The organism is Streptomyces sp. NPDC058637 (genome assembly GCF_042717325.1).
In the GTDB taxonomy this organism is placed as follows: domain Bacteria; phylum Actinomycetota; class Actinomycetes; order Streptomycetales; family Streptomycetaceae; genus Streptomyces.
This window is the reverse complement of sequence record NZ_JBHXRD010000001.1, coordinates 173,032-194,293: the sequence shown is the minus strand read 5'-3', so window position 1 is coordinate 194,293 and position 21,262 is coordinate 173,032. Positions and strand designations below refer to the sequence as shown.

The window sequence follows — 21,262 nt, the reverse complement described above, 5'->3', positions numbered from 1 at the left end:
CCGCCGTGACCGAACTCCTCGCCGTCGCGCTCATCACCGTGCTCGCGGTCGTCAGCCCGGGCGCCGACTTCGCGATGATCGTCCGCAACAGCTACCTCTACGGCCGTACGACCGGACTCGTCGCGGCCGCCGGTGTCGCGGCGGGCGTCCTCGTCCACGTCACGTACACCATGCTCGGCGTCGGTCTGCTGATCGCCTCGTCCACCGCGCTGTTCACCGCGATCAAGCTGGCCGGCGCGTGCTACCTCGTCTACATCGGCGTACGCACGTTCCTCGCCCGCGCCGACCTCGACGTCGACCTCGGCTCCGCGCCCGGGCTGAGCAGGCTCGGGGCCCTGCGCACCGGCTTCCTGACCAACGCGCTGAACCCCAAGACCACCCTCTTCGTCGTGTCCACCTTCACCCAGGTCGTCGGGCCGGACACGGCCCTCTGGCAGCAGGCGGGTTACGGACTGTTCATGTCCCTGGCCCACTTCGGCTGGTTCGGCCTGGTGGCGCTCTTCTTCTCCCACTCCCACCTGCGCACCGCGATGCTGCGCAGGCAGAAGGTCCTCAACCGGGCCATCGGCTCGGTCCTGGTGGGTCTCGGCGTCACCCTGGGCCTCGCCCGCTGAGCCCCGCCCGCCGCCGGGCCCGTCAGCCCCCGTGCACCTCCAGCGCGGTCCGGACGGCGGACTCCAGCGCGCCCTCGATCCAGGCAGGCTTGATCGACGTGTGGCAGCCGGCGAAGTGCAGCGTCCCCTCCGGGGTGCGGACGTCGGGGAACAGCTCGGTGTGCTGGCCCGGCAGGAGGACGGACGCCTCGCCGTACGCGTACGGGTCGCGCATCCAGGACTGGGTGCGGCCCACCCCCGTGTAGAACACCTCGATCCGCTGCCCGTACACGTCCTGGACCCCGCCCAGGGTGCGCGGGTAGCGCTCGTCCTCCTCCAGCGAGTCCCACTTCAGGGCGTCGTCGGCCCAGCTATACGAGGCGAGGAGGACCCCGCCCTCGCTGCCCTCGACCGGGTGCGAGGGCTGGTAGATGAACCGGTTGGCGTTGTCGGTCACCGAGCCGCCGCCGATGACGTGCGCCGCCTCGGGCTGGTCACGGGCGGTGGCCCGGCAGGCCGCGTAGTGCACCCGCTGGTTCGGCGGGATGTGGCCGCGCGGCACCGAGGGGTGCGCGCCCAGCAGCGAACCGTCGGCCGGGGCCTTGCCCACCCGGTAGGCCTCGTACAGGCCGGGGCGCACCGCCTCCAGCTCCCGCTTCCAGTCCGCCTCGTCGAACTCCCACCAGCGGCGGCTGAATTCGAGCAGCACCTTGGTCGCCGTGTCGTAGTGGATCTCGGTGATCGCACGGCGCTTGCCGTACGAGAGCGCGGGTGTGACCGGGATGTGCCGCAGCCCGGAGAACGGGACGGTGATGATGGCCCGGTCACCGGTGAACGTCTCCCGGACGACGGGACCGCCCCGGCCCTCGGAGACCGTCTCGACGGTGACCCCGTCCTCGGTGCGGCTGATCCGGGTGACCCGGCGGTCCAGGTGCACCAGGTCCTCGACCTGCGCGTACATCGCGTCGACCAGCGTCGCGGTGCCGTCGGGCAGCTCGTAGAAGGAGGTGGCCGGGCTGATCAGCGAGGCCCCGATGAAGCTGTGCAGGAAGGCCAGGTGGAGCCGCGAGGTCATGTTCTCGACGGTGCCGATGAGGTCGACGGTCCGCTCGTCGAGCTTGGCCGCCTCGGTCATGTACCGGTACATCGACCAGTGCCCGTACCGCTGGAGCACCGTTGCCCAGCCCTCGACCAGCGCGGTCCCCTCCTTGCCCTCGATCTCCTTGCGCACCGGGGCGAACGCGTCCCGGACGATCTGCGAGGCGGGCGTGTCCTCGTAGGCCGCGGGCACGCCGAAGGACCGGTTGACCGCCTGGGGCTTCGCCGCGTAGTCCGCGCGGCGGACCCGGATGCCGTTGACATGGATCCAGGTGCGGTTGGCGGGGCGCCCCTCGCCGTCCACGTCGACCAGGTGGAAGCGGCGGCGCTTCAGCTCGTAGCCGTCCATCAGCCCGGTGACCAGCGGATGGCTGTCCGGGATGCGCATCGCGCCGGCCTCGGCGTACTGCTTCGGGTCCGCGAAGGGCGGGTCCGACTTCTCGTGGCCCCCGGCCCGGAAGGTCTTGATGCGGCCGCCGACCCGGTTGCCGTTGGCCTCGATCACGGTGACGGTGTGCCCGGCCTCGTGGAGCAGCCGCGCCGCGGCGAGCCCGGCCGGCCCCGCACCCACGACCAGCACCTTCTTGCGCGCGGCACGGGTCCTGGGCAGCCCCTTGCCCAGCAGGACCTCGCGGTAACCGGGCACCAGGTCCCGGTCGTTCGCGTCGCGTACGAGGATGGCGCGGGCGACGGTGAGGCAGGCCTCCCAGTCGGAACCCGGCGCGGCGGCCGGGGCCGCTCCGGGCGCCGCGGCGGCGGCCGGGGGCACCGCGCCCGCGGACGGGGCGGCGGCCACGGCGAGGGCCGCGGCACCCGCCGTGGCGCCCGCGATCAGGGACCGGCGGGAGGGCAGGGAGGAAGACGGTTCATCAGCTGGTGAGGTCATGACGATCACCTTGCGGTGCCGCACCGCCCGATGCCCGCACGGACGCGCCCCGCAGGGCACGTTTCACCCGCCGGTGATCTTGGTCGGTTTGTGTTGACACCGGCCGGTGCGGCGGGAGTTGGGAGTCAGCGCACCGAGAACCCGTACACCGTCGTGGACACGAACTCCTCGCCGGGCCGCAGCACCGTGCTCGGGAACTCCGGGCGGTTCGGCGAGTCGGGGAAGTGCTGCGTCTCCAGCGCGATCCCGCCGCACGGTACGAACGGCCGCCCGTCGAAGTGGTCGGCCGTGTACAGCTGCAGCCCCGGCTCCGTCGTCGTGACCGTCAGCGACCGCCCGGACGCCGCGTCGTACAGCTCCGCCACGGGACCGTCACCGCTCCCGTCGAGCACGTAGTTGGTGTCGTATCCGGGGCCCACGGGCTTCGGATCCCGGAAGTCGAACCGGGTCCCGTCCACCGGCGCGAACTCACCCGTCGGAATGGCCTCCTCGTCCGACGGCGTGATCCGCCCCGCCGCGAGCCGCAGTTCGTGCCCGAGCGCGCTCCCGCTGTCCGCGCCCGCCAGGTTCCAGTAGGTGTGGTTCGTCAGATTCAGCACCGTCGGCGCGTCCGTCGTCGCCCGGTAGCCGATCCGCAGCGCCCCGCCCGCGTCCAGGGTGTACGACACCGAGACCTCAAGCCGCCCCGGGAACCCCTCCTCGCCGTCCTCGGCCACCAGCGAGAGCCGCACCCCGTCCGGCACCTCCTCGGCGTCCCACACCCGCTTGTCGAAGCCCCGCGTCCCGCCGTGCACATGGTTGCGGCCCTCATTGGGCGTGACCCGGTGCGTCCGCCCGTCGAGGACGAACGAACTCCCGCCGATCCGGTTCGCGTACCGCCCGACCAGGGCACCGAAATACGGTCCCGCGAATTTCTCGTACCCCGCGGTGTCCGGCAGCCCGAGGGCCACACCGGTCCGGCTGCCGTCCCGGCCGGGCACCTCGACCGACTGCACCACGGCGCCGTACGTCAGCACGCGCACCCGCGTCCCGTCGCGCTCCAGGGTCCAGCGCCGCACGGCGGTGCCGTCCGCGAGCGGGGTGAAGTCTTCGCTGTGTACCGCTGTACCCGTCGTCATGATCAAGAACTTTACGCGGGCGGTCCGGCCGCGGTGACAGCGCGGTAAGCGATTTCCGCCAGCCGCGCCTGGCCGTCCAGCCCCGGGTGGAACCAGTCCCACGGACTGAGCTGCTCACCGGTGAACCGGTAGTCGAACACCGCCCCGCCGTCGTAACGGCAGCGCAGGTCCCGGGCGCACACGTCACGCAGGACCCCGTTGTACGCCACGACCCGCTCCCGTACCGTGTTCCGCCGCTCCACGGCCGCCGCGCCCATGTCGTCCGCGTCCCCCAGCATCGACCCGCAGATCCCCAGCTTCCAGATCTGCCTGCCCAGCGGGTTCTCGCGCCCGGTCGACCAGAGCCGCTTCAGGTCCGGCACGCTCGACACGTACACCTGGGCCTCGGGCGCCGTGCGGCGCAGCTGCCGCATCGACGCCTCGAAGGCCGCCTCGAAGTCCGCCACCGGGGTCATGAGGTCCACCGAGTCACGGCAGGCGTCGTTCGCACCGATCATCACCGTGACCAGCTCCGGCTTCTCCTTGCCGGCCAGCGCCATCTGCTCGGGCAGCTGCGCGATCCGGGCGCCCGACACGGCGTGGTTCCAGCTGTGCGCAGCCACCTTCGACGCCCCGAGGAGCCGCACCGCGAGACTGCGCACACCGACGTCGGTGCCCGTCGCCCACGACACCTCCGGGCAGTCCGCCAGCACCGAGCAGGCGTCGAAGCCCCGGGTGATGGAGTCCCCGACGGCGGCCACGGAGGCCGGGCTCGCGTCCCACACGGGGGCCGGGGACGGGGAGGGGCTCCGTGGCGCGGCGGCGCTCCCCGTGGTCCCGTCCGGTCCGCCCGTGCAGCCCGCCAGCACGGCGGCGCCGGCGCACACGGCCGCCGTCACCGTGGCGGCGGCAGTGCGGACACGACGGCGCGACGAACGCTCAGGCATCCCTGTTCCCCTCCGGTCACACAGGTGATTGTGCCCCTGGCACACCCCGACAGCCCCAGGTGGCGGGCCCGCGCGCCCTCGCGGGTGAATGCTGAGCGAATCATGGCCCCGGGACCGACGGTACGTCACACACCCGGCCCCGGCGCACGGTAGCTTTTCCCCGTCGAACCAGTGACGGTTGTCCGCCCACCCGCCGAACGGGCGGCTCCGGTAAATTACCTCACGTCACATACTGTCCCTTTTCAGGAGATTAACTCCCGATGCTGTTTACTGATGACAACCTCGGGAGCCGGCCGGAAAGAGGCGGTACGGGCACAAGGCCGCTGGGGAAGGCGAACCTCGTCCCACACTGGAGGTCCCGGTGACGACACGTGGAGTCCTGTACGTCCATTCCGCACCGCGCGCGCTGTGCCCGCACATCGAGTGGGCCGTGGCGAACGTCCTCGGGGTGCGGGTCCAGCTGGACTGGATCAGGCAGCCGGCCGCGCCCAACACCTGGCGGTCCGAATTCTCCTGGAAGGGCCGTGTCGGCACCGCGTCGGAGCTCGCCTCCGCGCTCCGCGGCTGGGACCTGCTGCGCTTCGAGGTGACCGCGGAGCCGTGCCCGACGGCGGAGGGCGAGCGCTACAGCTCCACGCCCGGCCTCGGCATCTTCCACGCGGTCACCGGCATGCACGGCGACATCCTGATCCCCGAGGACAGGCTGCGGGCCGCGCTGGCACGCTCCGTGCGCGGCGAGACCGACCTGGAGGCCGAGGTCGCGGGGCTCCTGGGCAAGCCCTGGGACGACGAGCTGGAGTCCTTCCGGCACGCCGGCGAGGGCGCGCCCGTCCGGTGGCTCCACCAGGTCGTGTGACCCGCCCGCACACCCACAGGCCCTGCCTGCCCGCACACCCACGGGCCCGCACCACGCGTGAGGCCCGCCTCCCGGAACGGGAAGCGGGCCTCACGGGCGTATCACGGGTGCGCCGGGGTCAGACCGACCGGAACGCCAGCACCACGTTGTGGCCGCCGAAACCGAACGAGTTGTTGATCGCGGCGACCGGCCCCTCGGGCAGCGGCTGCGGCTTGTCGCGCACGATGTTCGCCTCCACCGCCTCGTCGAGGTTGTCGATGTTGATGGTCGGCGGCGCCAGCCGGTTGTGCAGCGCCAGCACCGTCGCCACGGTCTCGATGCCGCCCGCGCCACCCAGCAGGTGACCGGTCATCGACTTCGTGGCGGAGATCGCGACGTGGTCCAGGTCGTCGCCCAGGACCTTGCGCAGCGCCTTGAGCTCGGCCACGTCACCCTGGGGGGTGGACGTGGCGTGCGCGTTCAGGTGCACGACCTCCGACGGCTTCAGATCCGTGGAGTCCAGCAGATTCCGCATCGCGGCGGCGATCCCGCGCCCGGTGGGCTCGGGCTGCGCGATGTGGTGGGAGTCCGCGGACAGACCCTGCCCCAGCACCTCGCAGTAGACCCGGGCGCCACGCGCGGCGGCGTGCTCGGCGGACTCGAGGACGACGACACCGGCGCCCTCGCCGAGGACGAAGCCGTCACGGCCCGTGTCGTACGGACGCGAGGCCTTCTCGGGCTCGTCGTTGCTCTTGGACATCGCCATCATGTTGGCGAACGCGGCGATCGGCAGCGGGTGGATGGCCGCCTCGGTGCCACCGGCGAGGACCACGTCGGCACGGCCGGTGCGGATCATCTCGACGGCGTACCCGATGGCCTCGGCACCCGACGCACAGGCGGAGACGGGGGTGTGGACACCGGCCTGGGCGTTGACCTCCAGGCCGACGTTGGCCGCCGGGCCGTTGGGCATGAGCATGGGAACGGTGTGCGGGGAGACACGGCGTACGCCCTTCTCCTTCAGCACGTCGTACTGGTCGAGCAGGGTGATCACGCCGCCGATACCGGAGGCGATGACGGATCCCAGGCGCTCGGGCCGGATCTTCTCGTCCTCACCGGCCTTGCCGGTGAAACCCGCGTCGGTCCACGCCTCGCGGGCCGCGATCAGCGCGAACTGCGCCGAACGGTCCAGCTTGCGGGCGAGCGGGCGGGGCAGTACGTCGCCCGGGTCGACGGCCGCGAGGGCGGCGATCCGGACAGGCAGCTCGGCGAAACGTTCGCCCTCGAGGGGCTTGACGCCGGAGCGGCCGGCCATCAGACCTTCCCAGGTCGATGCGGAGTCGCCACCCAGCGGAGTGGTTGCGCCGATACCGGTGACGACCACGGTGCGATTGGTCGGGCTCACTGGAAAATCTTCTCCACGTGTAGAGGGTCGTGAATCAGCGGCGCCACCGCCGGGTGGCGACACACGAGTCGGGCTGGGATCAGCCCTGGTGCTTCAGGATGTAGTCGGCGGCGTCGCCGACCGTCTTGAGGTTCTTGACGTCCTCGTCGGGGATCTTGACGTCGAAGCGCTCCTCGGCGGCGACGACGACCTCGACCATGGACAGCGAGTCGACGTCCAGGTCGTCGGTGAAGGACTTGTCCAGCTGGACGTCCTCGACCGGGATACCGGCGATCTCGTTGACGATCTCGGCGAGACCGGTGACGATCTCTTCCTTGGTGGCGGCCATGTTGGCGCTCCTTCGATGTGTTTGTGCGGGGTTCGGGCGTACGGACCGAAAGGTCCGGTGTGCCTAGGGGAGGGTAACGACCGTCGCGGCGTAGACGAGACCCGCCCCGAAGCCGATGATGAGCGCCGTGTCGCCGCTCTTGGCCTGACCGGTCGCCAGAAGCCGCTCCATTGCGAGCGGAATCGAGGCGGCCGACGTGTTGCCGGTGGTTTCCACGTCACGCGCGACCGTGACGTGCTCCGGCAGCTTGAGCGTCTTCACCATCGAGTCGATGATCCGCATGTTGGCCTGGTGCGGAATGAAGACATCCAGATCTTCCGGGGAGATCCCGGCCGCTTCCAGTGCCTGCTGGGCGACCTTGGCCATCTCGAAGACGGCCCAACGGAAGACCGCCTGGCCCTCCTGCGTGATGGCCGGGAACTTCTCCGGCCGGTCGGCGTGGAAGACGTCCCACGCCACGGTCTGCTTGATCGTCCCGGACTTGTCGCCCTCGGATCCCCACACGGTGGGGCCGATGGCCGGCTCCTTGGCGGGGCCGACGACGACCGCGCCCGCGCCGTCGCCGAACAGGAAGGCCGTCGCACGGTCCGACAGGTCGGTGAGGTCGCTCAGGCGCTCCACGCCGATGACGAGGACGTACTCCGCGGAACCCTCGACGATCATGCCCTTGGCGAGCGTGAGGCCGTAGCCGAAGCCCGCGCAGCCGGCCGAGATGTCGAAGGCCGCGGGCTTGCCCGCGCCGATCTTGTGGGCGATGTCCGTCGCGATGGCGGGCGTCTGCTGGAAGTGCGAGACGGTGGAGACGATCACTCCGCCGATCTGCTCGGGGGTGACCCCGGCGTCGGCGATCGCCTTGCCCGCGGCCTCCACGGACATCGCCGACACGGTCTCCTCGTCGGAGGCCCAGTGGCGGGTGGCGATGCCGGAGCGGGAGCGGATCCACTCGTCGGACGAGTCGATCGTCTCGAGGATCACCTCGTTGGGCACGACACGGGTCGGGCGGTAGCCGCCGACACCCATGATCCGTGCGTACGGGGCGCCCTTGCTGGGCTTGATCTTCGACATGCTCTCGGGCTCCTTAGGCGCCGGCGTGCTCGGAGATGAGCGCGCGGGCGGCGTCGAGGTCGTCGGGGGTCTTGAGCGCGAGGGTCTTCACACCGGGCAGGGCACGCTTGGCGAGCCCCACCAGGGTGCCGCCGGGGGCGGCCTCGATGAACGCCGTGACCCCGAGTTCCTTGAAGGTCTCCATGCACAGGTCCCAGCGGACCGGGTTGGCGACCTGGCCGACGAGCCGGGAGATGACCTCGGCGCCGGTGGCGACCGTCTTCCCGTCGGCGTTCGACACGTACGTCACGGCCGGGTCGGCGACGGTCAGACCGGCGGCCGCCGTACGCAGCTTCTCCACGGCCGGAGCCATGTGGTGCGTGTGGAACGCACCCGCCACCTTCAGTGTCACGACCCGGCGCACGCCCTCGGGCATGTCCTCGGTCAGCGCGGCGATCTGCGCCGCGGTGCCGGCGGCGACGATCTGACCGCCGCCGTTGACGTTCGCCGGGGTGAGCCCCAGCTTCTCCAGGTGGGCGACCGTGACGTCCGGGTCGCCGCCGAGGAGCGCGGCCATACCCGTCTCGGTGACCGCGGCGGCCTCGGCCATGCCGAGCCCCCGGGTGCGTACGAAACGGAGTGCGGCCTCGTCGTCGATGACGCCGGCGAGCGCGGCGGCGGTGATCTCACCGACGCTGTGGCCCGCGACGACGCCGGGCGAGGCGTCCAGGGCGGCGGCCGACAGGAGACCCGCGGCGACCAGCAGCGGCTGGGCCACCGCCGTGTCGCGGATCTCGTCCGCGTCGGCCTTCGTGCCGTAGTGGGCAAGGTCGAGCCCGATGACGTCGGACCAGCCCGCGATGCGGTCGGCGGCGCCGGGGAGTTCGAGCCAGGGAGTCAGGAAGCCGGGCGTCTGAGCGCCTTGGCCGGGAGCGACGAGTACGAGCACCCTCACACTCTCTCTTGTGGACGGCTCGCTACGCCCGTGGGGACAGGGACGAAGAACCGTCAGGGGAATTGTTGAAGTCCGACAAAAGTCTAGGACTGAGTGTCCCCGGCGGCCAAGCGCCCCAGGATGAGGGCGATCCGCAGGGTGAACGCGGAGCGGACATCGGAGGGTGACCAGCCGGTGACGTCGGTCACACGTCGCAGCCGGTAGCGCACGGTATTGGGGTGCACGAACAGCATCCGGGCCGCGCCCTCCAGGCTGCTCGCCTGTTCCAGATAGACACTCAGCGTCTCCAGCAGAGCCGAACCGGCTTCTTCGAGCGGTCTGTAGATCTCCTCCACCAGTTGATCGCGCGCGGCGGGGTCTCCGGCCATCGCGCGCTCCGGAAGGAGATCGTCCGACAGTACGGGGCGCGGGGCGTCCTGCCACGCCGAGCACGCCTTGAGCCCGGCGGCGGCGGCCTGCGCGGACCGGGTCGCGGCCAGCAGGTCGGGCATCACGGGCCCGGCGACGACGGGCCCGGCGGCGTACGGGCCGATCAGGGACTTCGCCACGTTCAGCGGATTGTCGCTGCCGCCGGCGATGACGACGAGCCGGTGACCGAGCACCCCGGTCAGCACCTGGAGCTTGGCGTGCCTGGCAGCCCGGCGGATCGCCTCGACGGTGAGCTCGCTGTCGCCGTCCGGGGCGGTGCCGAGGACGACACAGACGTGCTCGGGGGAGTTCCAGCCGAGTGCCGCGGCCCGGGACACGGCGCCCTCGTCCGCCTCACCGGACAGCACCGCGTTGACGACCAGGGACTCCAGCCGGGCGTCCCACGCCCCGCGGGCCTCGGCGGCCTGGGCGTACACCTGGGCGGTCGCGAAGGCGATCTCGCGGGCGTAGACGAGCAGCGCCTCACGCAGCACCGACTCGTCGCCGGGGGCCGCCACCTCCTCGATCGCGGTTTCCATGACCTCGATCGTCGTCCGCACCATCTCGACGGTCTGCCGCAGGGTGATGGCCCGGGTCAGCTCGCGCGGAGCCGTGCCGAACACGTCGGTGGAGATGGCCTGCGGGGTCTCCGGATGCCGGAACCACTCGGTGAACGCGGCGATACCGGCCTGGGCCACCAGGCCGATCCAGGACCGGTTCTCCGGTGGCATCGCCCGGTACCACGACAGCGTCTCGTCCATGCGGGCGATGGCGTTGGCGGCCAGACGGCCGGAGGACTGCTCCAGCCGCTTCAGCGTCGCGGCATGGAGGTGGGCGGCGTTCGAGGCGGGTTGCTCAGGATCGGGTCGGGGCACGGACACAAGACTGCCTTATCGGGGCAGGTGCGCGGAGGGGAGGGGCGGGCGGGTTGCCGTGCGGGGCTACCGTGGACGTGTGATGGACGTACGCCGCTCCGGCGACCGCTTCCGCGGTGGTGACCCGGCCCCGGGTGTCTCCGCGGGCATCGAGACGCTGCACGCATTCTCCTTCGGGCGCTTCTACGACCCCGACAACCTGCGCTTCGGGCCGGTCCTGGCCTGTAACGAGGAGCGTCTCGCCCCGGGTGCCGGTTTCGACGAGCATCCGCACAGCCACACCGAGATCGTCACCTGGGTGGTGGAGGGCGAGCTCACCCACCGGGACTCGGCGGGCCACGCAACCGTCGTACGCGCGGGGGACGTCCAGCACCTCAGCTCGGCCGCCGGGGTCCGGCACGTCGAACGGAACGACGGCGAGCATCCGCTGACGTTCATTCAGATGTGGCTGGCCCCGCTGGCGCCCGGTGGGGAACCCGCGTACACGCAGGTCGCCGGGATCGCCGACTCCACGCCGTACGCCCTCCCGGAGTCGCACGCGATGCTCCACGTGCGCAGGCAGGCCGAGGGGGAGCGCAGCGCGGTTCCGGACGCGGCGGGCGTGTACGTCCACGTCGTCCGGGGCGGGGTGCGGGTCGGCGGTGAGGAGCTGGCGGCGGGCGACTCGGCGCGGATCACGGAGTCGAAGGGGCTGGAACTGGAGGCGCTGACAGCCGCCGAGGTGCTGATGTGGGAGCTCGGGACGATGTGAGCGTGCTGGTGTGCGCCGACCGGAAGCTCCGGACCACCGGCGCGGCCTCACGCGTGTCGCTTCAGCAGCCCGAGTTCGAGTGCCCTGACCACCGCGTGCGTACGGTCGCCGACGTCGAGCTTCGCGAAGATCCGCAGCAGGTGTGTCTTCACCGTGGCCTCCGTGATGACCAGCCGGCGGCCGGTCTCCACGTTGGACAGCCCGTCGGCCACCGCGCCCAGCACCTCCACCTCCCTCCTGGTCAGCGTCACCGGCGCCGGCTGCCGCATCCGGGCCACCAGACGTGCCGCGACGCGCGGAGCCAGGACGGTCTCGCCGCGGGACGCGGAGTGGACGGCGTCCACCAGCTGCTCGCGGGTGGCGTCCTTGAGCAGGTAGCCGACGGCACCGGCCTCGACGGCTCGCTCGATCTCCGCGTCCGTGTCGTACGTGGTGAGGATCAGCACCCGGGTCCGGGTGCGGGCGGCGACGATCTGCTCGGTGGCACCCGTCCCGTCGAGGACGGGCATCCGCAGGTCCATCAGCACCACGTCGGGCTCCAGCCGCTCGACGAGCCCGACGGCCGCCCGGCCGTCCTCGGCCTCGCCGACGATCTCGATGCCGGGTTCGTCGGCGAGCAGGGCGATGACGCCGGCCCGCATCACCGTGTGGTCGTCCGCCACGACGATCCGCACCCTGCCCGCCGGCGCCGCGCCGTTCGTCATGTCAGCCCTGTCCGTCGGTGGGAATCATGGCGAGGATACGGGTGCCGTCGCCGACCGAGCTGGTGACGGTGAGGTCGCCGCCGAGCTCGGCGAGGCGTTCGCGCATGCCGTGCAGTCCGAAGCCGTGGGAGTCCGCGGCCACGAAGCCACGCCCGTCGTCGGTGATCTCCAGTTCCACGCCGTACGGCCGCGCCATGAGGACGACCTCCACCGTGGAGGCGCATGCGTGCTTGCGGATGTTGGCGAGGGACTCCTGGGTGCAGCGCAGGAGCGCGATGCGGGTCTGCTGGTCGCAGGTGACGTCCGGCAGTTCCGAGGCGACGCCGATACCGGTGTCCTCGGTGAACCGGTCCAGGGTCCGGCGCAGCGTGTCCGCCACCGAGCCGGCGGCGACGCCGCTCAGCGGGGCCGCACCGACCAGGACGCGTGCCTCCGCGAGGTTCTCGCGTGCGGTGTTCTCGATCGCGAGCAGCTGCCTGGCGCTCCTCGCGGGGTCGGTCTCCAGGGCGGACCGGGCCGCCTCCGCGAGGACGACGATGGACGCGAAGCCCTGGGCGAGCGTGTCGTGGATCTCCCGCGCGAGCCGTTCGCGTTCGTCCGCCGCCCCCTGGCGCTGGTGCGCCTCGACCAGCCGGAGCCGGGCCTCCTCCAGCTCGGCCCTCAGCCGCCGGGCCCGCTCGTCACCGTCCTCGGAGATGCGGCGCACCCCCAGCCCGATCCCCACCCCCGCCGCGTAGCCGAGGAGCGTGAAGATCACGTTGCCGGTGAAGAACTCCCCGTCCCAGCCCTGCCGTACGACGTTGCCGGCGACCACCCCCGCCGCGGCGAGGCCGCTGAGGGCGATCGCGGCACGGGCGCTCGCGGTGTAGATCCAGAAGTGCGGCAACGTCACCACGAACAGCGCCGCGCCGCCGTCGAGCAGGTACGACATCGTGCCGAGGCCCACCACGAGCACGTACAGGTAGGGGCGGTGGCGCAGGACCGGGCTGCCGGGGAACAGCCCCACCGCGCCGTAGGACACGGCGAGCACGGCCAGCAGCGCCAGCACGGGGAGCCTCGTCGAGCCGGGGGCGTCCGCGACCGCGAGGGCCGGCGGGACCACGCCCAGCAGCACCCAGAGGACGGCGTTCCACCGGTGCCGCGAGGGTACGGTCAACTCGGCTTCGAGCTGCGGCCGTTGCTTCACCGCGTCAGCCTACTTCCGCCGGAGGCCCGGCGGCGGGCTCCGCGGCACGCCTTCGCACCGGGCGGGCCGGCCACCACGCGCGCTCGCCGAGGAGCAGCAGGACCGACGGCAGGACCATCAGGCGGATGACGACGGCGTCCAGCAGGACGGCCACGGCCAGGCAGAAGCCCATCTGCTTCATCTCGGTGAGGTGCAGGGCCACGAAGGCGCCGAACACGGTCACCATCACGATCGCCGCGCTGGTCACCACCTTCGCCGACCGGTTGATGCCCTCCAGAACGGCTTCCCGGGCGGACATGCCGTTCCGCCTGGCCTCCTGGATCCGGCTGACCACGAACACCTGGTAGTCCATCGACAGCCCGAAGAGGATCACCACGAGGAACAGCGGTACCCGCGACGCGATCGCGCCGAGGGAGTCGAAGGCCAGCAGCCCCTCCGCCCACGTCCCCTGGAAGAACAGGACGAGCATGCCGAGCGAGGCGACGGCGGACAGCAGATTGAGTACGACGCCGACGAGGCCGATGACCACGGACCGGAACGCCCACACGGTCATCAGGAAGGTCATCAGCAGCAGGAAGCCGATGACCAGCGGCAGCTTGTCGCTCTCGTGGGCCACGTAGTCCTGGCCCCGGGCCACGTCGCCGCTCACCCCGGTCTCCACGCCGGACAGCAGGCCCACGGTCGCGGGGATGTGGTCCTGCCTCAGGTGGACGAGTGACTCGATCGCCTCGGCGGAGGGCGCGGGGTGCGGGACGGCGAGCTCCAGCACGCTGATCCGGCCGTCGGCCGACGTACGCACCGTCGGCGCGGTGTCTCGGGTGCCTGGCGTATCGCCTGTGCCCCGGGTGTCTCCGGTGCCTCCGGCTTCCCCGGCGAAGAGCGGATCCGCCTGTGCGCGCCGCCCCAGGTCCTCAAGCGCCCGCGCGACCTGCGCGGCCCGCTCCGGGGTGGAGCGGGCCACGACCTCGTGCGTGACGAGGAGTTCGGGGAAGCTCCTGGTCAGCCGGTCGTACACCTGCATGGCCGGGATGTCGCGGGAGAAGGTGTCCTTGCCCGGGTCGACGAGCTTCAGGCCGAGCGCGGGCGCGGCCAGGCCGAGCATGACGAGGACCGAGAGGCCCAGGGTGAGGGCGGGACGGGTCCTGGCGGGCTTCAGGAGGGCTGCGAACACCCGCCCGGTCTGCGGCTTCGCAGCCCGGACGGGCCTGCCGCGCCTCGCCCGCCGGGCGGCCTTGCGGGGTGCGAGGCGTTCGGTCCGGTGGCCGATCTTGACCAGCAGCGCCGGGAGCACGGTGAGTGAGCTGGCCACGGCGACTGCCACGACGAGGATCGTGCCGGTCGCCAGCGAGGAGAAGATCACGTCCGCGGCCAGATACAGGGTGGCCGTGGAGACGATCACGGCGAGACCCGAGACCACGATGGCCCGGCCCGCGGTCGCCGCCGCCAGCTCGACCAGGGCCTCGGAGCTGAGCCGGCCGCCCGAGCGGGCCCGTTCCTCACGCTCACGCTTCAGATAGAAGAGTGTGTAGTCGACGCCGACCGCCAGGCCGATGAGCAGGATGAGGTTCATCCCGACCCCGGCGTCGGGCATGGCGTGCGAAGCGACCATGGACAGTCCGATCGCGGCGGCTATCGAGGACAGCGCGAGAAGCAACGGCACACCCGCCATGACCACCGAGCCGAACACGATCAGCAGGGTGATGACGGTGACGGGCAGGCTGATGCGTTCGGAGAGCGCGAGATCCTTCCCGCGCTGGTCGTTGACGCCCTTGCTGATGGCGGGGGACCCCGTCTCCTCCACCACCAGGCCCGGATGGTCCGCGCCCACCGCCGCCGTCTGCTCCAGGAGCGGCACGACGTTCTTCCTGCCCTCCAGCTCCGGGCCGTTCAGCACCACCGAGACCAGCAGGACCTGGCCGTCGTCCGAGCGGACGGGCGCCGCCACGCGCTCCACCTCGGGCAGGCCCCGCATCCGCTCGGTCACGTCCCTGGCCGCCGATCGTGCGGCGGCCGGGTCCAGCGGCCCTGATTCGGCCCGGATCAGGATCCGCTCGGTGGGTGAGCGCTCCAGACCGCCCTCGGTGGCCATCGCCTCGGCGCGCCCCGCCTCGCCGACCCAGAAGTCCTTGGTGGTGGCCTCGTCGGTGCCCACGGTGATGCCTGCCGCGAGGCAGAGGACGACGAACGCGAACCAGCCGGCGATCGCACGCCCCGCGTGCCGGGCGCTCCATCGAGCCACCCGTACATGGATTTGTCTCATACCCGAACCCTGGTCGGCGAGGCCCCTCTCCCACCACGCCCACCCGACCGACACCTCCGTCCCCCACCCGGTGGACCCCTGGACAGGTCGTCGGGACCCGGCGGACGGAAAAGGGCCCCTGGAAGGGCCTGAGCCGTCCGCTGTCTCGCAACGGCCTTCAGCGGGTGGTGAGTTCGGTCAGGACGGCGTCTGTGAAGGGAGGCCAGGCCTCGGTGGCCCAGGGGCCGAAGGCGCGGTCCGTGAGGGCTACGCAGGCCGCGCCCGCCGTCGGGTCGATCCACAGGAACGTGCCGGACTGGCCGAAGTGGCCGAAGGTCGCGGGGGAGGAGGTGAGGCCCGTCCAGTGCGGGGACTTGGAGTCGCGGATCTCGAAGCCGAGGCCCCAGTCGTTGGGGTTCTGGTGGCCGTAACCCGGGAGTACGCCCTTGAGGCCCGGGTGCACGACCGTCTGGGCCCCCAGGACCGTGCGGGGGTCGAGGAGCCGGGGCGCCTGCACCTCCGCGACGAAACGCGCCAGGTCGTCCACCGTCGACACTCCGTCCTTGGCGGGGGAGCCCTCCAGCGTCGTCGCCGTCATGCCCAGCGGCTCCAGGACCGCCTGGCGCACGTACTCCGGGAACGGGATCTCGGTGGCCTTCGCGAGGTGGTCGCCGAGGACCTCGAAACCGGCGTTGGAATACAGCCGGCGGGTGCCGGGAGCGGCGGTGACCCGGTGCTCGTCGAAGGCGAGGCCGCTGGTGTGCGCGAGCAGGTGCCGGACGGTGGAGCCCTCGGGCCCGGCCGGTTCGTCCAGCTCGACCGCGCCCTCCTCGTACGCCACCAGGGCCGCGTAGGCCGCCAGCGGTTTGGTTACGGAGGCCAGGGGGAAGCGGTGTGCGGTCGGGCCGTGCGTACCGACGACGGTGCCGTCCGCTCGTACGACGGCCGCCGCCGCGGTGGGCACGGGCCAGTTCTCGATCATCGCCAGGCTCTGCATGGAACGAGCCTAGACCGAAGCCCGGAACGGGACGCCACCCGAATGCGCTTGCCTGGAGTGCACTCGAAGGTTCTAGCGTGGAGGACATGACGGTGATGGAAAGTACTTCCGCACGGACCGGCACCTGCGCCTCGGCCCCCCCGGCCCACCCACGCCCCGAGGGCCAGGACCGCTACACCATCAGCGAGGTCGTCGCCCTCACGGGGCTCACCGCGCACACCCTGCGCTGGTACGAGCGGATCGGGCTGATGCCGCACGTCGACCGGTCGCACACCGGCCAGCGCCGTTTCAGCAACCGTGACCTGGACTGGCTGGCGTTCGTCGGCAAGCTCAGGCTGACCGGGATGCCGGTCGCCGACATGGTCAGGTACGCGGAACTGCTGCGCGAGGGCGAGCACACCTTCGAGGAGCGGCAGGAACTGCTGGAGGCGACCCGCCGCGACGTGAAGGCGCGGATCGTGGAACTCCAGGACACCCTCGCCGTACTCGACTTCAAGATCGACTTCTATGCGGGCGCCCGCGCGGCGTCGGAAAGGGTCTGACGGCATGAGCGACAGCACCGGAAAGACGGCGACCGTACGGCTCGGGAGCGACGGCCCCCCGGTCGGCGTGCAGGGGCTCGGCTGCATGGGGATCAGCGAGTTCTACGGTGACACCGACGAGGCGGCGGCCCGGGACACCCTGGAGGCGGCACTGGAGGCCGGCGTCACCCTCTTCGACACCGCCGACGTCTACGGTCGCGGAGCCAACGAGACGTTCCTCGCGCCGTTCGTGGGCGCGCACCGCGAAGAGATCACGCTGGCCACGAAGTTCGGCATAGAGCGGACCGACGACCCGCTGTACCGCGGGGTGCGCAACGACCCCGCGTACATCCGGCAGGCCGTCGAGGACAGCCTGCGCCGGCTGGGCACCGAGGTCATCGACCTGTACTACATGCACCGGCGCGACCCGCTCGTCCCGCTAGCGGAGTCGGTCGGGGCGATGGCCGAGCTGGTGCGGGAGGGCAAGGTCAAGCAGCTCGGTCTGAGCGAGGTGACCGGGGCGGAGCTCCGCGAGGCGCACGCGGTGCACCCGATCGCGGCCCTGCAGTCCGAGTGGTCGCTGTTCAGCCGGGACGTGGAGCGCAGCGCCGTACCCGCGGCCGTCGAGCTCGGGGTGACCTTCGTGCCTTACTCGCCTCTCGGCCGCGGCTTCCTGACCGGGTCCTTCGCCGACGCGTCCAAGGACCTGACGGCGGACGACTTCCGTGCGCGCCAGCCGCGCTTCACGGGGGAGAACGCCAGGACGAACGCGGCGCTGCTCGAACCCGTCCACAAGATCGCGGCGGCGCACGGTGCGACGGCCGCGCAGGTGGCCCTCGCCTGGGTGCAGCAGCGCGCCGGGGTGCACGGTCTGACCGTGGTGCCGATCCCGGGGACCCGTCGGCGCGGCCGGCTGCTGGAGAACGTCGCGGCGACCCGGCTGGTCCTGACGGAGCAGGAGCTCGCGCTGCTGGAGCCGATCGCGGGGCAGGTCGCGGGGGACCGCTACCCGGACATGAGCAGCACCGCGACGGCTCGCGAGTAGCGCCCCCGAGGGCCCGCGAGCGAGCAGCACCAGCTGGGCAGCGGGCTGCGCGGCGGCGTCATACCGGAGTGCCGTCAACGGGGGCGGGCGGACCCGTACCGGGGTAGGGGGTCGCCCGGATCCCGGACCGGATCCCAGGCCCGGGCACGAACCAGGTCACGGCGGCTCACGTACGCCCGCCGGCAGCTCGCCGACGATGTTCCCGCCGGCTACAGCTCGGCGAGCAGCTCCGCCTTCTTCGCGCCGAACTCCTCGTCCGTCACCAGGCCGGCCTCGTGCAGGTCCCCGAGGTGCCGGATCCGCTCGGCGATGTCCGCCGGGTCGCGCCGACCGCCGCCCGTACCGGCGGGAGCCGTGGCGACGGGCACCGACTGGGTCCGGCGGACGGACTCCAGGACCGCCGCGGCGAACGGCAGGGACTCGTGCACCGGCCCGTAGCCCAGACCGAAGACGACAGCCGCCGGGTCCTGGTCGGCCCGGAGCCGCCGGACCGCCGGATGCGGCGAGTCCGGTGCCGGGCCGGACGGAACACCCGTGTCGGGGTCCGCGGCACAGGCACCGCGTGGCACGAGCCGCAGATAGCCCTCCAGCGCCTCGGGTGAACGCCACTCCACACCGCTCAGGTCCGCCACCGGGAACGCCTGGTCGCCGGCCTTCCACTTGGCGCTGGACGCACCCGTCCAGGACCATCGGAAGGACACCCGCGACCCGTCGAAGCCGGCCCGCCCGTCGTACGCCTTGAACCGCATGGGGGCCTCGGGGGCCGGGACCAGGAAGCGTTCGGCGGGCAGCGAGGCGTCGGGGCCGAGCAGGGCCCGCAGTTCGTCCGCGTAGTACTCCGCGAGCGTCTCGCGCTCCGCCGGCAGCACCAGGCGGTACGGGTCGCAGCCCTCCTTCAGCTGCCCGGCCGCGGCCTCCAGCAGCGGATCGGCACCCGGTCTCGGCACCGCGTGCAGGACCACCGTGCCCCGCTTGCCCGGGGTCAGCGCCACCGATGACAACGCCGCGTACGGAATGCGGCGTTCACGCAGACTCAGAAAGAGCCTCGGCGTGCGGATCCCCCGTTCGAAGCGGATGAGCACGGAGTCGGTGTCGAACTCCCAGGTGGCCTGAATTCCCGCCAGCACATCACCCATGTGCCTCATCGTATGCGGCACAGGTCCGTGCGTCCCCCCTCGGTACGGTCGGAAACCGGCAAGGCCGTCCGTGGTTCTCTACGCGCGTCAGGCACCGGGCCCGCCGGGAGTGCCGCGGTGGCAGGCGTCGTCGGCGGCCGAGCAGCTGACCGAGCCGTAGGCGCCCACGCCGATCGCGGCGAAGTTGCTGAGGCTCGTCGTGCCCGGCTCGAAATAGCCACTGTGCCCGATCGCGCCGCTCGCCGACACGATCCGCGCGCCGAAGCCCGGCTCGACCGGATCGGCCCCGTGGCCGAGCCCGCCGACCGCCATGTTCGGCACGTCCTCGATCCAGTCGTCGCCGTCCCGCATCGCCCACACCCTCGCCCGGGTGTGCAGACCGGCCGCACTGTCCGCCCGCATGCCCGGACTGCCCGCGACCGCGATGTCGGACACCCGCGAAGGCAGCTCGCGGGCCGCGACCCCGCACAGCACGGAGCCGTAGCTGTGGCAGAACAGCGAGACGGACGAGGTGCCGGGCAGGGCGCCCACCAGCGCGTTCAGCCGCACCGCGCCCACCGCCGCGAGCTTGCCCAGCGCGGCGTCCATGCCGATCCCGGCGGGCGCCGTGTAGTCGGCCCAGGCGATCACCGCGGTGCGGGAGCCGGGGACGGCGGCGCGCTCGGCGGCGTACAGCGACTGCGCCATGCCGACGGGCGCCGCGTTCTTCCGGTGCCCGGTGCGCTCCAGCGTCAGCAGATCGGTGTCGACCCCGGGGACGACGACCGAGACCCGCCGTGCCCGGTCGAGGTCACCGAAGACCTCGGCTGCGCGGCCCCTGCCCGACGGGTCGAAGGCGAGGATCTGCCGGTCACCGGCGAGCAGCGATCTGAAGCGTTCGAGCCGGAGCGCGGCCTGATGGCGGCCGTCGGACGAAAGCCCGGCGTCCCGCGTCCGCAACTGCTCCTCGTCCCGTGCCCGCACCAGGGCGTGGCGGTTGGCCCGGTACCGCAGGGTGACCGGGGCGCCGTTCAGATTGCCGACCACGAGCGGGTACTTGTCGGCGAGCGCGACCTGCTGGCCCGCGGTGAGCGTCGCGAAGAAGTGGGCCAGCAGGTACGCCGGCGCGTCGGTGCCGGGGAGGGAGTGACCGGCTGTCCGGTCCCTCGCCCAGGCGGCCAGCGCGATCTCGCGCGGTGCGGCGGAGTGCTGGTGACGCACGGCGGTCCACCCGGTGGTCGCGAGCATCACGAACACGACCGCTACGGCGAGCAGCGCGCGCCATGCGGTGAGCGTGGGAGGGGAGTCGAAGGAAGTCACTGGGCCCCACCCTAGGAGACGTGCCCGGACCGACGTCGCAGGGATGAGGCAGATCACCCGAGCGCGGGGAATCAAGCCCGGGACCTCACGCTCCGTGTGCGTCGCGCCCACACTCCGACGCACCGAGAGCCCGTCCGGCACGCGAAACTAACGGCGAGGCCGAGGTGCTGTGAGTTCGGCCATGGTCCGGCGACGAGAGGTGCGGCACAGCCGCAGGTCCGCCTAAGCGGCGCGCCATCCTTCGGAGAGCGCAGGTCCGAGGTGGTCCAGGTGGAGCTCGGTCAGACGGCGCAGTGCCTCCACACTCGCGTCCTGGCGCTGCCCCCACAGCTGTCCGGTCAGCCGCATCACTCCGGAGAACGCGGCGACGGCCACCCGCGGCCGGGGATCCGCGCACGGGTCGAGCCCCTCACGCTCCGCAACCAGCAGGGTGATCTGGCGCTCCAGATCGACGCTGCGCCGCATGTGCGCGGCGATCAGCGAGGGCGTCGACTCGATCATCCGGTATGTGCGCATCTGGAGCGCCACCGTGATGTTCCCCCCGGGGGCGTCGGCGATACCGACCCAGGCCTGCAGCACGGCCCGGCGCATGGCCTCGAAGGGGGGCTCCCCGGTGGGGCGCCGGCGCAGCTCCGAGAGGAAACTCAGCTCGACCTTCTCCTGGATGGCGAAGGCCGCCGCCTCCTTGTTCGCGAAGTAGCGGAAGAAGGTGCGCTGGGACACCTCGACGGCGTCGGCGATCTCGTCGACGGTGGTCGTGTCGTACCCCTGGGTGGTGAAGAGCTCCAGGGCCGTGTGCAGCAGGGCCTCGCGGGTGCGCTGCTTCTTGCGCTCACGCAATCCGGCCGGAGCTCCCACCGTGGGCGCCCCGGATGTCTGCGTGCGCGTCACTTTCCGGACCTCTTTCTGCTGCTTT

Annotated in this window: 20 protein-coding genes; 5 read left to right on the top strand and 15 right to left on the bottom strand. The window is 71.9% G+C overall.

The features are described 5' to 3' along the window. The first annotated feature begins 5 nt into the window (after positions 1-5). Positions 6-614 (top strand): LysE family translocator, encoded by a 609-nt coding sequence (locus ACFWVP_RS00915; RefSeq protein WP_384492799.1) that lies wholly within the window; start codon positions 6-8, stop codon positions 612-614. A gap of 22 nt (positions 615-636) precedes the next feature. Here the strand turns inward: ACFWVP_RS00915 and ACFWVP_RS00910 are convergent, their stop codons facing one another. The 3 genes from ACFWVP_RS00910 to ACFWVP_RS00900 form a co-directional block, all read right to left on the bottom strand. Beyond that, the gene (locus tag ACFWVP_RS00910) at positions 637-2,577 is read right to left on the bottom strand and encodes a flavin monoamine oxidase family protein (RefSeq protein WP_384492798.1); all 1,941 of its coding nucleotides are present in this window, start codon (positions 2,575-2,577) and stop codon (positions 637-639) included. 125 nt (positions 2,578-2,702) lie between these two features. Next, the gene (locus tag ACFWVP_RS00905; protein ID WP_384492797.1) at positions 2,703-3,695 is read right to left on the bottom strand and encodes an aldose epimerase family protein; all 993 of its coding nucleotides are present in this window, start codon (positions 3,693-3,695) and stop codon (positions 2,703-2,705) included. A gap of 11 nt (positions 3,696-3,706) precedes the next feature. Then, positions 3,707-4,621, bottom strand: coding sequence for an SGNH/GDSL hydrolase family protein (locus ACFWVP_RS00900; protein ID WP_384492796.1), 915 nt, complete (start codon positions 4,619-4,621; stop codon positions 3,707-3,709). A gap of 361 nt (positions 4,622-4,982) precedes the next feature. Between ACFWVP_RS00900 and ACFWVP_RS00895 the strand changes: the two genes are divergently transcribed. Continuing rightward, a complete protein-coding gene (locus tag ACFWVP_RS00895; protein WP_384492795.1) occupies positions 4,983-5,477 on the top strand; it encodes a DUF3145 domain-containing protein in 495 nt (164 codons plus the stop codon). A 118-nt stretch (positions 5,478-5,595) separates the two neighbouring features. On the opposite strand, the gene fabF is transcribed toward ACFWVP_RS00895, so the two are convergent. From fabF to ACFWVP_RS00870, 5 genes are all read right to left on the bottom strand, one after another. Continuing rightward, entirely contained in the window at positions 5,596-6,858 is a 1,263-nt protein-coding gene (gene fabF, locus ACFWVP_RS00890; RefSeq protein ID WP_384492794.1) for a beta-ketoacyl-ACP synthase II, read from the bottom strand. 79 nt (positions 6,859-6,937) lie between these two features. Continuing rightward, on the bottom strand, positions 6,938-7,186 hold the full coding sequence (locus ACFWVP_RS00885) for an acyl carrier protein (protein WP_250287243.1): 249 nt from the start codon (positions 7,184-7,186) through the stop codon (positions 6,938-6,940). A 63-nt stretch (positions 7,187-7,249) separates the two neighbouring features. Further along, positions 7,250-8,251 carry a ketoacyl-ACP synthase III gene (locus ACFWVP_RS00880; protein WP_384492793.1) on the bottom strand — a complete coding sequence of 334 codons (1,002 nt, stop codon included), beginning with the start codon at positions 8,249-8,251 and terminating at the stop codon, positions 7,250-7,252. 13 nt (positions 8,252-8,264) lie between these two features. Next, positions 8,265-9,179, bottom strand: a complete 915-nt coding sequence (locus ACFWVP_RS00875) for an ACP S-malonyltransferase (RefSeq protein ID WP_384492792.1) — start codon at positions 9,177-9,179, stop codon at positions 8,265-8,267. 89 nt (positions 9,180-9,268) lie between these two features. Further along, complete coding sequence (locus tag ACFWVP_RS00870) at positions 9,269-10,468, bottom strand: PucR family transcriptional regulator (protein ID WP_384492791.1); 1,200 nt, start codon at positions 10,466-10,468, stop codon at positions 9,269-9,271. Positions 10,469-10,550: 82 nt separating this feature from the next. Between ACFWVP_RS00870 and ACFWVP_RS00865 the strand changes: the two genes are divergently transcribed. Then, positions 10,551-11,219 (top strand): pirin family protein, encoded by a 669-nt coding sequence (locus tag ACFWVP_RS00865; RefSeq protein WP_384493007.1) that lies wholly within the window; start codon positions 10,551-10,553, stop codon positions 11,217-11,219. A 47-nt stretch (positions 11,220-11,266) separates the two neighbouring features. Here the strand turns inward: ACFWVP_RS00865 and ACFWVP_RS00860 are convergent, their stop codons facing one another. From ACFWVP_RS00860 to ACFWVP_RS00845, 4 genes are all read right to left on the bottom strand, one after another. Next, on the bottom strand, positions 11,267-11,923 hold the full coding sequence (locus tag ACFWVP_RS00860) for a response regulator (protein ID WP_384492790.1): 657 nt from the start codon (positions 11,921-11,923) through the stop codon (positions 11,267-11,269). A 1-nt stretch (position 11,924) separates the two neighbouring features. Continuing rightward, on the bottom strand, positions 11,925-13,109 hold the full coding sequence (locus tag ACFWVP_RS00855) for a sensor histidine kinase (RefSeq protein WP_384492789.1): 1,185 nt from the start codon (positions 13,107-13,109) through the stop codon (positions 11,925-11,927). A 4-nt stretch (positions 13,110-13,113) separates the two neighbouring features. After that, the gene (locus tag ACFWVP_RS00850) at positions 13,114-15,369 is read right to left on the bottom strand and encodes an MMPL family transporter (RefSeq protein ID WP_384492788.1); all 2,256 of its coding nucleotides are present in this window, start codon (positions 15,367-15,369) and stop codon (positions 13,114-13,116) included. A 157-nt stretch (positions 15,370-15,526) separates the two neighbouring features. Continuing rightward, positions 15,527-16,345 carry a serine hydrolase domain-containing protein gene (locus ACFWVP_RS00845; protein ID WP_384492787.1) on the bottom strand — a complete coding sequence of 273 codons (819 nt, stop codon included), beginning with the start codon at positions 16,343-16,345 and terminating at the stop codon, positions 15,527-15,529. A gap of 86 nt (positions 16,346-16,431) precedes the next feature. On the opposite strand from ACFWVP_RS00845, the gene ACFWVP_RS00840 reads away from it, so the two are divergent. Together ACFWVP_RS00840 and ACFWVP_RS00835 are read left to right on the top strand one after the other, a co-directional pair. Next, a complete protein-coding gene (locus ACFWVP_RS00840; RefSeq protein ID WP_384492786.1) occupies positions 16,432-16,887 on the top strand; it encodes a MerR family transcriptional regulator in 456 nt (151 codons plus the stop codon). Positions 16,888-16,891: 4 nt separating this feature from the next. Beyond that, the gene (locus ACFWVP_RS00835; protein WP_384492785.1) at positions 16,892-17,911 is read left to right on the top strand and encodes an aldo/keto reductase; all 1,020 of its coding nucleotides are present in this window, start codon (positions 16,892-16,894) and stop codon (positions 17,909-17,911) included. Positions 17,912-18,120: 209 nt separating this feature from the next. Here the strand turns inward: ACFWVP_RS00835 and ACFWVP_RS00830 are convergent, their stop codons facing one another. From ACFWVP_RS00830 to ACFWVP_RS00820, 3 genes are all read right to left on the bottom strand, one after another. Further along, positions 18,121-19,047 carry a DUF4429 domain-containing protein gene (locus tag ACFWVP_RS00830; protein WP_384492784.1) on the bottom strand — a complete coding sequence of 309 codons (927 nt, stop codon included), beginning with the start codon at positions 19,045-19,047 and terminating at the stop codon, positions 18,121-18,123. A gap of 87 nt (positions 19,048-19,134) precedes the next feature. Then, entirely contained in the window at positions 19,135-20,346 is a 1,212-nt protein-coding gene (locus tag ACFWVP_RS00825; RefSeq protein ID WP_384492783.1) for an alpha/beta hydrolase, read from the bottom strand. A 222-nt stretch (positions 20,347-20,568) separates the two neighbouring features. Further along, the gene (locus tag ACFWVP_RS00820; RefSeq protein ID WP_384492782.1) at positions 20,569-21,237 is read right to left on the bottom strand and encodes a TetR family transcriptional regulator; all 669 of its coding nucleotides are present in this window, start codon (positions 21,235-21,237) and stop codon (positions 20,569-20,571) included. Positions 21,238-21,262: the final 25 nt, after the last annotated feature.